The organism is Mesorhizobium sp. B2-4-1 (assembly GCF_006442185.1).
Taxonomy (GTDB): domain Bacteria; phylum Pseudomonadota; class Alphaproteobacteria; order Rhizobiales; family Rhizobiaceae; genus Mesorhizobium.
The window spans coordinates 574380-589044 of sequence record NZ_VFVN01000002.1; the positions used below are offsets into that span (position 1 = coordinate 574380).

Below are 14665 nucleotides of genomic sequence, written 5' to 3' on the forward strand. Positions count from 1 at the left end.
CGATTTTCGGGGGTCATGCGGCAGGAGGAACCGGATGTACACGAACACGCTCAGCTTCGGGCATGACGAGGATGTCGAGGCATTGCGCGAGCTGGTGCGGCGCTTCGCCCAGGACAGGATCGCGCCGATCGCGGCGGAAATCGACCGCTCGAACGAATTCCCGGCGCATCTGTGGACGGAACTCGGCAATCTCGGCCTCCTCGGCATCACCGCCGATCCGGAGTTCGGCGGCAGCGGCATGGGTTACCTCGCCCATGTGATCGCGGTCGAGGAGATATCAAGGGCCTCGGCTTCGGTCGGCCTGTCCTACGGCGCCCACTCCAATCTCTGCGTCAACCAGATCAACCGCTGGGCAACGCCCGCGCAGAAGGAGAAATTCCTGCCGCCGCTTTGCTCGGGCGAGCGCGTCGGCGCGCTAGCCATGTCGGAGCCCGGCGCCGGCTCCGACGTCGTCTCGCTCAAGCTGCGCGCCGAAAAGCGCAACGACCGGTACGTGCTCAACGGCACCAAGATGTGGATCACCAACGGCCCGGACGCCGAGACGCTGGTGGTCTATGCCAAGACCGATCCGGAGCGCCATGCGCGTGGTATCACCGCCTTCATCGTCGAAAAGGCCTTTGCCGGATTTTCGGTCGCGCAAAAGCTCGACAAGCTCGGCATGCGCGGCTCCAACACCGGCGAACTGGTTTTCGATAATGTGGAGGTGCCGTTCGACAACGTGCTGCACGAGGAAGGGCGTGGCGTCGAGGTGCTGATGTCCGGTCTCGACTACGAGCGCACGGTGTTGGCCGGTGGCCCGATCGGCCTGATGGCCGCCTGCCTCGACGTCGCGGTCCCCTATGTGCATGAGCGCAAGCAGTTCGGCCAGGCGATCGGGGAATTCCAGCTGGTGCAAGGCAAGCTCGCCGACATGTACACGACGATGAACGCCGCGCGCGCCTATGTCTACGCGGTCGCCGCCGCCTGCGACCGCGGCCAGACCACCCGCAAGGACGCCGCAGGCTGCATTCTGTTTGCCGCCGAAAAAGCAACGCAGATGACGCTTGACGCGCTCCAGCTTCTGGGCGGCAACGGCTACATCAACGATTATCCGACCGGCCGGCTGCTGCGCGACGCCAAGCTCTACGAAATCGGTGCCGGCACCAGCGAAATCCGGCGATGGCTGATCGGCCGCGAGATCATGGCGGAGGGGGTATAGCATGGCCGTCCTCCGGACCCAGATCTCCCCTTCCTCCGATACCTTCCACACCAATGCCGAACGCATGCGGGCGCTGGTCGGCGATATCGCCGAAAAGGCCGCGAGCGTCGAGCGCGGTGGCTCGGAAGAGGCGCGCGAGCGACACGTCGCGCGCGGCAAGCTGCTGCCGCGCGAGCGGCTGGCGCAATTGCTCGACACCGGGTCGCCCTTTCTCGAGATCGGCCAGTTCGCCGCATGGTCGATGTATGGCGAGGACATTCCCTCCGCCGGCATCATCGCCGGTATCGGGCGCGTCGAAGGCACGGAAGTGATGGTCGTCGTCAATGACGCCACGGTGAAGGGCGGCACCTATTACCCGCTGACGGTGAAGAAGCATCTGCGCGCGCAGGAGATCGCGCTGCAGAACAATCTGCCTTGCGTCTACCTGGTCGACAGCGGCGGCGCCAACCTGCCCAACCAGGACGAGGTGTTTCCCGACCGCGAGCATTTCGGGCGCATATTCTACAACCAGGCCAACATGTCCGCCTCAGGCATCCCGCAGATCGCCTGCGTCATGGGTTCGTGCACGGCGGGCGGCGCCTATGTGCCGGCAATGTCGGACGAGACGATCATGGTGCGCAACCAGGCGACCATCTTCCTCGGCGGTCCCCCGCTGGTGAAGGCCGCCACCGGCGAGGACGTCAGCGCCGAGGATCTCGGCGGCGCCGACGTCCATACACGGCTCTCCGGCGTCGCCGACCACTACGCGCTCGACGACGAGCATGCGCTGGCCATCTGCCGGCGCATCATCAAGAACCTCAATCGGAACAAGACCGTAAGCCTTGCCGTCCAGAAACCGATTCCGCCGCTTCATCCGGCAGATGAGATCTACGGCATCGTGCCGACGGATCTGCGCCAGCCCTATGACGTGCGCGAGGTGATCGCGCGCCTCGTCGACGGTTCGGAGTTCGATGAGTTCAAGCAGAATTACGGCACCACGCTCGTCACCGGCTTTGCCCATCTCCACGGCATGCCGGTCGGCATCATCGCCAACAATGGCGTGCTGTTTTCCGAAAGCGCGCTGAAGGGCGCGCATTTCATCGAACTGTGCTGCCAACGCAAGATTCCACTGGTGTTCCTGCAGAACATCACCGGCTTCATGGTGGGGCGCAAATATGAGGCAGGCGGCATCGCCAAGGACGGCGCCAAGCTGGTGATGGCAGTCGCCACCGCCCGCGTGCCCAAGGTCACCGTGATCATCGGCGGCTCGTTCGGCGCCGGCAACTACGGCATGTGCGGGCGCGCCTACTCGCCCCGCTTCCTGTGGATGTGGCCGAACGCCCGCATTTCGGTGATGGGCGGCGAGCAGGCGGCGACGGTGCTGGCCATGGTCAAGCGCGAGGGTATCGAGCGCAAGGGCGGCGAATGGAGCGCTGACGAAGAAGCGAAGTTCAGGAAGCCGATCCTGATGAAATACGAGCATGAAGGCCACCCGCTCTATTCCTCCGCAAGGCTATGGGACGACGGCATCATCGATCCGGCCAAGACGCGCGAGGTGCTGGCGCTCAGCCTCTCGGCCGCGCTCAACGCGGAGATCGAGGAAACGCGCTTCGGCGTGTTCAGGATGTGAAATGGGCGAGGTGCAGGACAGGATCCGCATTAACGTCGGCGACATCACCAAGTTGGATGTCGACGCCATTGTCAACGCGGCCAATTCCTCGCTGCTCGGCGGCGGCGGGGTCGACGGCGCCATTCACCGGGCGGCGGGGCCGGAACTCCTCGCCGAATGCCGCACGCTCAACGGCTGCAAGACCGGCGATGCAAAGTTGACCAAGGGCTATCGGCTGCCGGCCCGCTACGTCATCCATACGGTCGGTCCAGTCTGGCAGGGCGGCGGCAAGGGCGAGGCGGAGTTGCTCGCCTCCTGCTATCGGCGTTCGCTCGAAATCGCCGCCGATAAGGAATGCCGCTCGGTCGCCTTTCCGGCGATCTCGACGGGCATCTACCGCTATCCGAGGGATGAGGCGGCAGCAATTGCAGTCGGCGCTGTAAATAGCTTCTTGAGCGGAAATACGACGCCGCAGACCGTCATCTTCTGCTGCTTCGACGAACAAATGGCCGAACTATACCGTGAGGCCGTTGCTTCCTCGAGGCGAACGCAGTCTACGGAGGTTTCATGTTCACAAAGATCCTGATCGCCAACCGAGGCGAGATCGCATGCCGGGTGATCCGCACGGCGCGCAGGATGGGGGTGCGCACGGTTGCCGTCTATTCCGATGCCGATGCGAAATCCCTGCATGTCGAGATGGCCGACGAGGCGGTACATATCGGTGCCTCGCCTGTCAGCGACAGCTATCTGCGCGGCGACAAGATCGTCGCGGCCGCCTTGGCGACAGGCTCGCAAGCCGTTCATCCCGGCTATGGCTTCCTGTCGGAAAATCCTGATTTCGTCGACCAGGTGGCGGCCGCGGGGCTCACCTTCATCGGCCCGTCGGCGGCCTCTATCCGCGCCATGGGGCTGAAGGATGCCGCCAAACGGCTGATGGAAAAGGCCGGCGTGCCCGTCGTGCCGGGCTACCATGGCGAGGCACAGGAGATCGTGGTCCTGGCCTCTAAGGCACGCGAAATCGGCTACCCCGTGCTGATCAAGGCGCGGGCCGGCGGCGGTGGCAAGGGCATGCGCCGGGTCGAGCACCCCGACGAGTTTTCCGAAGCGCTGTCGAGCGCACGACGCGAGGCGAAATCCGCTTTTGGCGACGACCGTGTACTGGTGGAAAAATATATCGACAAACCGCGCCACATCGAGGTGCAGGTTTTCGGCGACAATTTCGGCAATGCCGTCCATCTGTTCGAACGCGACTGCTCGGTGCAGCGACGCCATCAGAAGGTTATCGAGGAAGCCCCCGCCCCCGGCATGACGGAGGCGTTACGCAAGGCGATGACCGAGGCGGCGGTGAAGGCCGCCAAGGCGATCAGCTACTGCGGTGCCGGCACCATCGAATTCATCGTCGATGCCTCGCAAGGCCTGACGCCTGACCGCTTCTGGTTCATGGAGATGAACACGAGGTTGCAGGTCGAGCACCCGGTCACCGAGATGGTCACCGGCACTGATCTGGTAGAATGGCAGTTGCGGGTCGCATCCGGCGAGAAGCTGCCGAAAACGCAAGGCGAGATAAAGCTAGCCGGCCACGCCTTCGAGGCGCGCCTCTATGCCGAGGATGCCGCAAGGGAGTTTCTGCCTGCGACCGGCACGCTGCATCATCTGAAATTTCCCGACATGGTTCCCCAAGGGGCCGCCATGCGTGTCGAAACCGGGGTGCGGGCCGGCGACGCCATTTCTCCCTATTATGATCCGATGATCGCCAAGCTGGTGGTGCATGGCGGGGACAGGCCGGCTGCGCTGGAGGCACTCGGCGCGGCGCTTGCGCGAACCGAAGTCGCCGGTTCGATCGTCAATACCGCCTTCCTCGCCGCGCTGGTGACCGATCCGGACTTTTCGGCGGGCGACGTCGATACCGGCCTGATAGGCCGCCACCAGCAGGCGCTGACCGAGATTGCGCCGCCGAGCGGCGAAACGGTCGCGGCCGCGGCCATAGCGGCCTCCGGGGCGGGCGCGCTGCCGGCATCGGATGATCCATGGTCGTCACTTGCCGGCTACACGCATTTCCATGGCATGGCACGACAGATCCGGCTGAAGTTTGGCGAGGACGATATTCTGGCAAGGGTTTCGGTACGACCAGACCGGCGTTCCCAGGTGACGCTCCATGCACCCTATGACAGCGCCAATTCGCATGACCTTCGCGCCGTTCCTCGCCTCGCCCGCTGGCCAGGCCACATCACGATATTCGAAGGCGCGGCCGGCTATACGTTCGCGGTGCCGGACCCGTTGGCCAGAGGCGATGATGCGGCGGCGGCGTCAGGCAGTTTGCGCGCGCCGATGCCGGGACTGGTCAAGCTTGTGCGGGCGACAAAGGGCGATACGGTGATGAAGGGGCAACCGCTGCTTATTCTCGAGGCGATGAAGATGGAGCACACCATCGCCGCGCCCCATGATGGCGTGATCGCCGAGATCGCCACCGAGGGCGCGCAGGTTACCGACGGCACTGTGCTGGTGCGGTTCGAGGATATGCAAGGCTGACAGCCTCGCTGCCGGACGCCAAGCGTCCCTGTCCTGCCGGACAGAGAGAGGCGCCGTAGAATGTCGACCGCCGTTATATGTCCATGGCAAGACACACAGGCAGAAATGAAATGGCCGGGACGAGCCCGGCCATTTCATCGATATAGGCAGCGATTACGGCTGGATCGGCGCATACTTGCCGTCGTGCCACTGGTTGATGTCGTAGCTGGCGTTCTTGAGGTCGCCCTTCTCGTCGAAGGTGACATTGCCGACAACCGTGCTGATTGGCTGCCCGTTCTTCAGCGCCTCGGCGACCTTGGCCGGATCATCGCTGCCGGCACGCTTGATGCCTTCCGCAAAGGCCTGGATCGTGGCGTAGGAGAATAGCGTGAAGCCTTCCGGCACGAAACCGCCGGCTTTGATCTTCTCGACGGCTGCCTTGGCTTCCGGCTTTGCCTGAGGATCCGACGGGAAGACGAACATGGTCCCTTCGCCGGCCGGGCCGGCAACCTGCCAGAATTCCGGCGAGGCTATCGAATCCGGCATGATCAGCTGGAACTTGATGCCCTGTTCCGCCGACTGGCGCAGGATCAGGCCAGCCTCCGGGTGGTAACCGCCGAAATAGACAACGTCGGCCTTGAGGTCCTTGAGCTTGGTGACGAGCGCCGAATAGTCCTTTTCGCCGGCATTGATGCCTTCATAGTCCACTTCCTTCAGGCCGCCGGCATTCATCGTGGCCTTGACCGCATCGGCAACGCCCTGACCGTAGGCACTCTTGTCATGCAGGATGACGACGTTCTTGCCGGCATACTTCTTCGCGATCCAGGGGCCGATGAAGGCACCCTGCGCATCGTCACGCGTATAGAGGCGCATGATCGTCGGCCAGCCGGCCTTCGCTGCGGCGTCGGTCAGCACCGGGTTCGAGGAGGCCGGGCTCATCATCAGGGCACCGGCTTCGGCATAGACGGCGGAAGCCGGAATGCTCGAACCCGAGCAAGCGTGGCCGTCGATGAACTTGACGCCATTGGCGACGATACGGTTGGCGACCGAAACCGCCTGCTTCGGGTCGCACTGGTCATCCTCGATATCGAGCTTGATCTGGCGACCGTCGACACCGCCGGCAGCATTGATCGCGTCGGCGGCAGCCTGCGCGCCCTGCTTGAACTGATCGCCAATGGTGGCGAGCTGTCCGGTCATCGGACCGACCACCGAAAAGGTGATGTCGTCGGCATAGGCGACCGGCGCGCTCATCATCAGGCCGAAAATGGCCGCGTTCAAAATACTTAATTTTTTCATTGCGGTATGACTCCTCCACTCACGCGCGGCCGCCCCGGCCACGCTTCTTCCAGAGAGGCCGGACAATTTCATCCTTCGTGTGGCCTGTCTAGGCGCATTGGCGGCGCTCGATTAGGCCTGCGGAGCATCTCTGGAGCAAAAAGGCAAAAGCCGCGCCGGCCTTGTTCCGGCCGGTCGCGGCTTTGCCTGTCGAGCTGTTTCTCAAGCGCCCCCGCACTCGAACCCAACTCGCCTTCCCTGTCTTCCTGCTGGCCCTGATCTTTCCGAAACCGGATCATGGCCGCCGCGCCGCTGGCCCTGTCGGGCGTGCCGCGTTCTTGGTTTTGTCACGTGGCCGTCTTACCGCGGCCTTGTCCTTGCCTGGCGGACCAGAAGGCCGCCCTGCCTTATCTCTAAATTCAGTGCATCGTCATCCATTCGCGGGCTTCGCGCAGCGCCTTGGCGATCTCGACCTTCGACATCGCAGCCGACAGTTCCGAACGCAATTCCGCAGCGCGGGCCGAACCCTTGATCGCGGCGATGTTGAACCATTTGTGGGCGGCGACGACATCGGTCTCGCAATCGCGGCCCGTCGCATACATCATCCCCAGTTCGAAAAGAATGTCGGCCTGGGCAGTTGCCCCCATGGCGCCGAAGCCTGCTTCAAGCATTTCAAAACGTGCCATTTTTCAATCCTCTCTTCCGGCCCTGTCTGGCTCCCGAGAGCTGCCTCCGTTTGTCTGCCCGGGCTGCTCTTTCGATGCTTTCGAGAATGCCGCTCAGGCTTGAATCCGTCGTTAAATGGCGTGCTTAATTTGAGGAAAACAAAGCTAAAACAATAGGTAAACGTGGAAATTCGTTAAGGATACAAAGCCAGCGATTCAGCCGGATAGCGCCAAATTTGACGACAATTTTCGCGGGCGGAATCAACACTCTGCTAACCACGCGAAACAAACGCCGCGCATGCATGCATTCATTTCCCTGCCGACATTGCTTCCGTCGGCGCATCTGAATTGCCAAAGCTTCCGCTGCGGCACCGCTTTTGTTTTGCAGGGAGCTGGATTAGCTTACGTTTGCGTAAGCGGCAGACCGGCGAGGCGTAGCCTCCTGCCGGTATCCAAGGGAGGAAAGATGTTTCGAAAAGCAAGCCTGGCCCTGGCGGCCACTTTGATCCTGACCGGTCTGGCCTGGGCCGATCCGATCGAGGGAAACTGGAAGACGCAGGCCGGCGATACCGCGGCCATCGGGGGCTCGGGTTCATTTTCCATCACGCTGAAGTCTGGCAAATATGCCGGCAAGACCATCGGTTCGCTCAAGGCGTCCGGCGACAACAAATACACCGGCAACATAACCGACCCGGCAAACGACAAGACCTACTCCGGCAAGGCGACACTATCGGGCACCTCGCTGAAAATGAGCGGTTGCGTGCTCGGCGGGCTGATCTGCAAGAGCCAGACCTGGCACAAGCTCTGATCGACCCCATCCTTGCGACATGAAAACGGGGCCGGCAGGCCCCGTTTTCGTTTCATGATCCTGGCATGCTGTGCCGGCAGCCATGCTCCTTATGGCCAGCGCCGCCTCAAAATCCATCAACCGATTTGAACGGCAGATGAACGTCGGCATCAGAGCCGGTTCAGTCGTGCCCGGGCATTCTCCTGCGTATTGAAGGAGACACGACCAATGCTCGCCCGCCGCTTCACCATCGTCTGCCTGCTGGTGAGCCTGTTTGGAATGTTCTTCGCCATCCTCGTCGCCGAAGCGGGCCGTCCGGCCCGTTCCTGGGACGAGGCCAGTTCCAGAACCTGCCGCCTCGCCTGCCCGACCACCCTTCGCCCCTGAGACAGAAACCAAAGACCTGACCAAACCAAGACCTCGAAAGAAAAGCAAAGACCATGAACCGCATCGCCGCCAACCTCTTCAAAACCGTTCGGCTTCTGCCGCGGGCGGCGCTCATCCTGGCGTTTCTTGCCGCGCCGGTCCTGGCCGTACCGATGATGCGTGCCGATGCCGGTTCCACGATCGACGCGCCAGCACTGAAGAAGTCGGGCGTCGGTTTCGTGCTGCTGGTCAGCCTGCAGCGCGGATAAATTGCGCCTTCGATCGGGACACCCCTCCCAACCGCCTTTCCAAATCTCTATATTGAGCCATGGAAAAGCGAATCTATCCCCAAGCCATCGAATCTGTCGTCATGCCCGAGCCTTTTGGCCGGCAAAGCTTCGACACCGCAGAAAAGGCCGTCGCGGCGTTGCAAGCCCTTTATGACCGCAACACCAAGTTCCTGCGCGACTCCTTCGCGGCGCTTGCCGCCGGCGGCGACAGCAGCAAGCGCTACCGCGCCTTCTACCCGGAGATCGGCGTCACGACCAACTCGTTCACCCAGATCGATTCGCGCCAAGCCTATGGCCACATGCCGACGCCGGGGCATTTTTCCACCACCATCACCCAGCCGAGCCTGTTCGAAAGCTATCTGGTCGAGCAATTGCGTCTGATCATGCGCAACCACGGGGTCGCGGTCACGGTCTCGGAATCGACAACGCCGATCCCGCTGCATTTCGCCTTTCTCGAAGGCACCCATGTCGACGGAACCGCGGCCGAGCGTATCCAGCGGCCTATCCGAGACCTGTTCGACGTGCCAGATCTCGACGGTACAGACGACCAGATCGCCAACGGCACGTTCGAAGTGGCGTTCGGAGAACCAAGGCCGCTGGCGCCCTTCACCGCGCAGCGGATCGACTATTCGCTCCACCGCCTGTCGCACTATACCGCGACCACGCCGCAGCATTTCCAGAATTTCGTGCTGTTCACCAACTATCAGTTCTATATCGACGAGTTCGTGGCGCGCGCCCGTGACCTGATGGAGGATGGCGGCGGCGGATATGCCGAATTCATCGAACCGGGCAACGTGGTCACCAAAGCCGGGCAGAGCGCCCCGAGCGAAGGGGTGGCGCCGCAGCGCCTGCCGCAGATGCCGGCCTACCACTTGAAGAAGCCGAACCATGGCGGGATCACCATGGTCAATATCGGTGTCGGACCCTCCAACGCCAAGACGATCACCGATCATATCGCTGTGCTGAGGCCGCATGCCTGGGTGATGCTCGGCCATTGCGCGGGCCTGCGCAATACGCAGGCGCTGGGCGATTATGTGCTGGCGCATGCCTATGTGCGCGAGGATCACGTGCTGGACGACGACCTGCCGGTCTGGGTGCCGATCCCGCCGCTGGCCGAAATCCAGGTGGCATTGCAGGAAGCGGTGGCCGAAGTCACCGGCCTGTCCGGGTACGATCTCAAGCGCATCATGCGCACCGGCACTGTAGCCACCATTGACAACCGCAACTGGGAACTGCGCGACCAGCGCGGACCGGTGCAGCGGCTTTCGCAGTCGAGGGCGATCGCACTTGACATGGAATCGGCAACGATCGCGGCCAATGGCTTCCGCTTCCGCGTGCCTTACGGCACGCTCTTGTGTGTCTCCGACAAGCCGCTGCATGGCGAACTGAAGCTGCCCGGTATGGCGACCGAATTCTACAAGCGGCAGGTGGCGCAGCACCTCACCATCGGCATCAGGGCGATGGAAAAGCTTTCGGAAATGCCGATGGAGCGGCTGCATTCGCGCAAGCTCAGAAGTTTTTCGGAAACGGCCTTCCAGTAGCCGATCTGCGCGCCGCCAGAGCCATTCGCCGTCTTGCCGGCGATTCGCCATCTTGCCGGCAATTCGCTATCTTGATTGAGCCGCATTTTTGCCGATAACCGGGCGGGGACCATCGCAGGCAACTCATGCAGATCTGATCCGATGAAACGCAGTCAAGACATGGCGGCTTCACTGGTATTCATCGTGATGATGACGCTCTCGGTCGCGCTGGTGGCCGGCTTCTTAGGCGCGTTGCACCCGGCGCTCGATTCCTTTTCGCATTTCCGCATTCACCTCGCCGTGCTGATGGCGCTTTGCGCGCTGCCGCTGCTGGCGACATCGTTTCGCGTGCAAGCGGCCGCGGCCCTGGTTTTTGCCGTGGCCGCTCTTGCCACCGCTTCGACCGCCTTGCCCCGGCCGTGGCCGGTTCAGGCGGTCGCCAAACCCACCGACCAGGTAGTCTACAGCCTGCTGCAGATGAATCTGCGCTACGACAACCCGACGCCGAAAAAAGTGCTGTCACTGATCGGCCGGACCAATCCCGACGTCATCACCCTGGACGAGGTGTCGGCGATGTGGGCGACGGAGCTTGGCTACATCGCCAGCGCCTATCCATACCGGATCCTCTGTCCCTATCCCAACGGCGTATTCGGCGTCGCGCTGCTCTCGCGGCGGCCCTTTCTCGCCGGCACCGCGCCACATTGCGAGCGCCGGGGCGCAATGGCCGTTGCGACCATCGATTTCGGCGGCAGGAGCGCCGACGTCGCCGCCATCCATCTCAGCTGGCCGTGGCCGCGGGAACAGTATTGGCAGATCGGCGAACTCTCGGAGCAGCTTTCATCGCTCGGCCAAACCGCCATCATGGCCGGCGATTGCAACGCGGTGCCATGGAGCGCCGCGGTGCGGCGCGTCGCCGCTCTCGGCGGACTGACGGTCATGCCGTCGGCCGGGTCGACCTGGATTCACCGGAAGCTGCCCGACTTCCTGCGCCGCTATGCAGGCCTCCCGATCGACCAGGCGTTCAGCAAGGGCGGCGTGACCATTCTGTCGTCAACGCGACTGGAAGATACCGGCTCCGACCATCTTCCCGTACTCGTGGAGTTCTCGCTTCGCCCCGACGACAGGCTGCCCCATGACGAGCATGAGAGCGCGCTCGCGGCGAGCGACCTTGAAAACAATCCGCGCGGTTGATGCTTCGGCATTCTCAGGGTTTGGTCAACGCTTCGACAAGGTGCTCGACAGGCCCGCCGCCGCGATGCTCGCGCGCATCGAAAGCGTTCTGCTTGGCTTCGTATTCGACATAGATGGCCTTGATCCGGCGCCGCGCCTCGAGATGCGTGCCGGTGCAGAACCAGTTGTCCGGGCGCCGCAGGCCGGCAAGCGCGGTCTCGGTGGCCCGCATCATCCGCCTCGCGATACCGCCATGCGTCTGCTCGTGCTTGCGAACGCCGATCATGAAAAGGTCCCAACGCTTGCGCAGGACAGGGCTTGCCGACGAGAGCCGCGGGAAAGTGTAGGTCAGGTTGAGCGTCCCGTTGGCCTGCCGCAGATGGCAGGCACCATCCTTCCGGACGATATTGAGATCCCAATGCACGGCGTAACCGGTTTCGGCGATGGCACGCGCCATATAGCCGTGCTTGGGTCCCAGCCGGTCCATTGCCTCGACAAGGGCGGCTCCGGTATTTCCAGCGACATCATAGGTGCGGATGTGAACGGTGAGCTTTGTGCCCGCCGACGCGGCTGATGCGCAAAGCAGCATGAAGGCCATGGCGAGCATCGTCGGGCTGGTCAGGCGCATGTCCGCCTCCTTTGTCGGAGCCGAGCAGACCACACTCGGCGGAAGGCTTCAACGGGCTTGATCGAGGCAGGCGGTCGACGGCGACAGACAAGTCCGCCGCCGCTCGCATGTTTTCGTGACGGCTTAGCCGGGCACGCTCACATGTTCTGATAGACCGGGCCTTCGCCACCTTGCGGCGGCACCCAGTCGATATTCTGGTTCGGATCCTTGATGTCGCAGGTCTTGCAGTGGACGCAGTTCTGCGCGTTGATGATAAAGCGCACGTCCTTGGCCGCCGGATCGGCAGCGGCATTGCCGTCCTTGTCGACCCATTCGTAGACGCCTGCCGGGCAGTAGCGCGTCGAAGGTCCGGCAAAGACGTCATGCTCGGAACGCTTCTGCAGCTCCATGTCCGCGACCAGCAGATGCACCGGCTCGTTTTCCTCGTGGTTGGTGTTGGACAGGAACACCGAGGACAAGCGGTCAAAGGTCAGCACGCCATCGGCCTTGGGATAGTCTATTTTCTTGTGCTTCGCGGCAGGCTCTAGCGTGGCATAGTCGGCCTTGCCATGCTTCAGCGTGCCGAAGGGCGAGAAGCCGAACAAAGTGTTCAGCCACATGTCCAGCCCGCCAATGGCGACGCCGGCGATGGTGCCGAAGCGCGACCACAGCGGCTTGACGTTGCGCACCTTCTTCAGATCCTTGCCGATGTCTGTCGCCCGCCACGCGGCTTCGTAAGCGGAGAGCTCGTCATTGGCGCGGCCGGCGGCGATTGCCTCGGCGACATGCTCGGCCGCCAGCATTCCCGACAACACGGCATTGTGCGAGCCCTTGATGCGCGGGACGTTTACGAGGCCGGCGGCGCAGCCCATCAACGCGCCACCCGGGAAGCACAGTTTCGGTACCGACTGCCAGCCGCCTTCGGTAATCGCGCGCGCGCCATAGCCCAACCGCCTGGCGCCCTCGAAAGTACCGCTGATCGCCGGGTGGGTCTTGAAGCGCTGGAACTCCTCGAACGGCGACAGCCAGGGGTTCTTGTAATTGAGGTGGACGACGAAGCCCACCGCCACCTGATTGTCGTCCAGATGATAGAGGAAAGAGCCGCCGCCGGTCTTGAGATCGAGCGGCCAGCCGAAGGAGTGCTGGACGAGACCCGGCCTGTGCTTCTCCGGCTTGACCTGCCACAGTTCCTTGAGGCCGATGCCGTATTTGCCCGGCTCGCGGCCCTCGGAAAGCCTGAACCTGGCGATCAACTGCTTGGCGAGCGAGCCGCGCGCGCCCTCTCCGATCAGCACATATTTGCCCATCAGCGCCATGCCCGGCGCGAAACCCGGGCCGTGTGTGCCATCCTTTTCGACGCCCATGTCGCCGGTGACAACCCCGGTGACGGCGCCTTCCTCGTTATAGAGCAGGCCGGCCGCGGCGAACCCCGGATAGATTTCCACGCCGAGCGCCTCGGCCTTGGCCGCCAGCCAGCGGCAGACATTGCCAAGCGAGACGATGTAGTTGCCGTGATTGTTCATCAGAGGCGGCATCATCATGTTGGGCAGGCGGAAAGAGCCGGCGGGGCCAAGCACCAGGAAATGGTCCGCCGTGACCGGCGTTTTGAATGGATGGTCTTGTTCGTCGCGCCAGCCCGGCAGCAACCGGTCGATGCCGATCGGATCGACGACGGCGCCTGACAAGATGTGGGCACCAACCTCACCGCCCTTTTCCAGCACGACCACGGAAAGCTCGGGATTGACTTGCTTCAGGCGGATGGCGGCGGCGAGGCCGGCCGGGCCCGCACCGACGATCACCACGTCGAATTCCATGCTTTCGCGTTCGATATCGCTCATCAACCCCTCCGCACTGGCTTGTCGCTATTGCGCGTATCTTGCTGGCTCCTGCGCTGCATAGCGCATCAAGTCGCGACAGGAAACCGGCGCGTCTGTGACAACGCGGATTTGGCCAAAAAGTCGCGCATGCGCCGGCCTGCCCGCGACGCGTACGTTTTTAATTGTTCGACGGCTTGCTTATCGGCCATACTTCGCACCATGCGCATTCCTGGGCCAGCCGGCTTCTCATCAACGCGCTTCCCTTCGACGCCCGGCAGGGCCTGCCGGGCGTTCCTTTCGGCCCTCCCCCTGCTGGCGCCGGTCCATGCCCTTGCCGACGAGGTGAAGGTCTGGGCCACCGGTGCCTATTCCTTCTCCGACGAGCTTGGCGGGTTCGAAATCACCGGCGCTTCTGGCACCGGCACCAAGGACGATCCGCTCGTCATCACCGAAGAGCTGAATTCGGCGACGCCGGTGACGTTGACCATCCGTGCAACCAAGCCGATCCAGGCGTTCGGCAAGGCGGGCGAGTTCGCCAACGGCATCATGTATTTGCGCTTGGACGTGCTCAACAACAGCGGCCAGGCCTGGATCGAATTCCAGTTCGAGCTTCAGGAGGTCCTGAATCAGCCGAGCGTCTTCGGCGACGGACTTTCGTTCGACCAGCGCAACAAGACGCCTGACAATATCTGGTCGAGCAATTTTGCCGATTTCGACCGCGATTTTGAACCGTATGACCGTCTGCTGTTCAAGAACGGCAAGGTCGACCCGCTAAAGACCGCCAGGTTCGAATTCCTGATCACCGACTATACGCCGCGCTGGACCTTTTATCTGGTGCAGGACCCGCGCATACCGACGGGTTAGGTTGCGGTGA

The 14665-nt window shown here is 62.8% G+C and carries 14 protein-coding genes; 10 read left to right on the forward strand and 4 right to left on the reverse strand.

Annotated elements, in window-relative coordinates; genetic code table 11:
• The first annotated feature begins 34 nt into the window (after positions 1 to 34).
• Genes FJ949_RS07490 through FJ949_RS07505 form a run of 4 tightly spaced genes read left to right on the forward strand, consistent with a single transcriptional unit; the run spans position 35 to position 5315 of the window.
• On the forward strand, positions 35 to 1198 hold the full coding sequence (locus tag FJ949_RS07490; RefSeq protein ID WP_140494636.1) for an isovaleryl-CoA dehydrogenase: 1164 nt from the start codon (positions 35 to 37) through the stop codon (positions 1196 to 1198).
• Position 1199: 1 nt separating this feature from the next.
• The gene (locus FJ949_RS07495; RefSeq protein ID WP_140494638.1) at positions 1200 to 2807 is read left to right on the forward strand and encodes a carboxyl transferase domain-containing protein; all 1608 of its coding nucleotides are present in this window, start codon (positions 1200 to 1202) and stop codon (positions 2805 to 2807) included.
• Position 2808: 1 nt separating this feature from the next.
• Entirely contained in the window at positions 2809 to 3372 is a 564-nt protein-coding gene (locus FJ949_RS07500; RefSeq protein ID WP_140494640.1) for an O-acetyl-ADP-ribose deacetylase, read from the forward strand.
• Positions 3354 to 5315 (forward strand): acetyl/propionyl/methylcrotonyl-CoA carboxylase subunit alpha, encoded by a 1962-nt coding sequence (locus tag FJ949_RS07505; protein WP_140494642.1) that lies wholly within the window; start codon positions 3354 to 3356, stop codon positions 5313 to 5315. Before FJ949_RS07500 ends, FJ949_RS07505 begins: the two co-directional genes overlap by 19 nt.
• A gap of 153 nt (positions 5316 to 5468) precedes the next feature.
• Here the strand turns inward: FJ949_RS07505 and FJ949_RS07510 are convergent, their stop codons facing one another.
• A complete protein-coding gene (locus FJ949_RS07510; protein ID WP_140494645.1) occupies positions 5469 to 6590 on the reverse strand; it encodes a branched-chain amino acid ABC transporter substrate-binding protein in 1122 nt (373 codons plus the stop codon).
• Between the two features lie 398 nt (positions 6591 to 6988).
• A complete protein-coding gene (locus FJ949_RS07515; RefSeq protein ID WP_010915070.1) occupies positions 6989 to 7255 on the reverse strand; it encodes a sel1 repeat family protein in 267 nt (88 codons plus the stop codon).
• A gap of 445 nt (positions 7256 to 7700) precedes the next feature.
• Between FJ949_RS07515 and FJ949_RS07520 the strand changes: the two genes are divergently transcribed.
• The 5 genes from FJ949_RS07520 (at position 7701) to FJ949_RS07535 (ending at position 11388) form a co-directional block, all read left to right on the forward strand.
• Complete coding sequence (locus FJ949_RS07520; RefSeq protein ID WP_140494647.1) at positions 7701 to 8042, forward strand: DUF2147 domain-containing protein; 342 nt, start codon at positions 7701 to 7703, stop codon at positions 8040 to 8042.
• Between the two features lie 207 nt (positions 8043 to 8249).
• Complete coding sequence (locus FJ949_RS30260; protein WP_181169517.1) at positions 8250 to 8408, forward strand: hypothetical protein; 159 nt, start codon at positions 8250 to 8252, stop codon at positions 8406 to 8408.
• 53 nt (positions 8409 to 8461) lie between these two features.
• Positions 8462 to 8656 carry a hypothetical protein gene (locus tag FJ949_RS07525; RefSeq protein ID WP_140494649.1) on the forward strand — a complete coding sequence of 65 codons (195 nt, stop codon included), beginning with the start codon at positions 8462 to 8464 and terminating at the stop codon, positions 8654 to 8656.
• 101 nt (positions 8657 to 8757) lie between these two features.
• The gene (locus FJ949_RS07530) at positions 8758 to 10218 is read left to right on the forward strand and encodes an AMP nucleosidase (protein WP_224519193.1); all 1461 of its coding nucleotides are present in this window, start codon (positions 8758 to 8760) and stop codon (positions 10216 to 10218) included.
• A 141-nt stretch (positions 10219 to 10359) separates the two neighbouring features.
• Complete coding sequence (locus FJ949_RS07535; RefSeq protein ID WP_140494653.1) at positions 10360 to 11388, forward strand: endonuclease/exonuclease/phosphatase family protein; 1029 nt, start codon at positions 10360 to 10362, stop codon at positions 11386 to 11388.
• A 13-nt stretch (positions 11389 to 11401) separates the two neighbouring features.
• Here FJ949_RS07535 and FJ949_RS07540 read toward each other — a convergent pair whose 3' ends face one another.
• Together FJ949_RS07540 and FJ949_RS07545 are read right to left on the reverse strand one after the other, a co-directional pair.
• A complete protein-coding gene (locus tag FJ949_RS07540; RefSeq protein ID WP_140494655.1) occupies positions 11402 to 11995 on the reverse strand; it encodes a DUF922 domain-containing protein in 594 nt (197 codons plus the stop codon).
• Between the two features lie 137 nt (positions 11996 to 12132).
• A complete protein-coding gene (locus FJ949_RS07545) occupies positions 12133 to 13812 on the reverse strand; it encodes an electron transfer flavoprotein-ubiquinone oxidoreductase (RefSeq protein WP_140494657.1) in 1680 nt (559 codons plus the stop codon).
• Between the two features lie 198 nt (positions 13813 to 14010).
• Between FJ949_RS07545 and FJ949_RS07550 the strand changes: the two genes are divergently transcribed.
• Complete coding sequence (locus FJ949_RS07550) at positions 14011 to 14655, forward strand: hypothetical protein (protein ID WP_140494659.1); 645 nt, start codon at positions 14011 to 14013, stop codon at positions 14653 to 14655.
• Positions 14656 to 14665 lie beyond the last annotated feature (10 nt).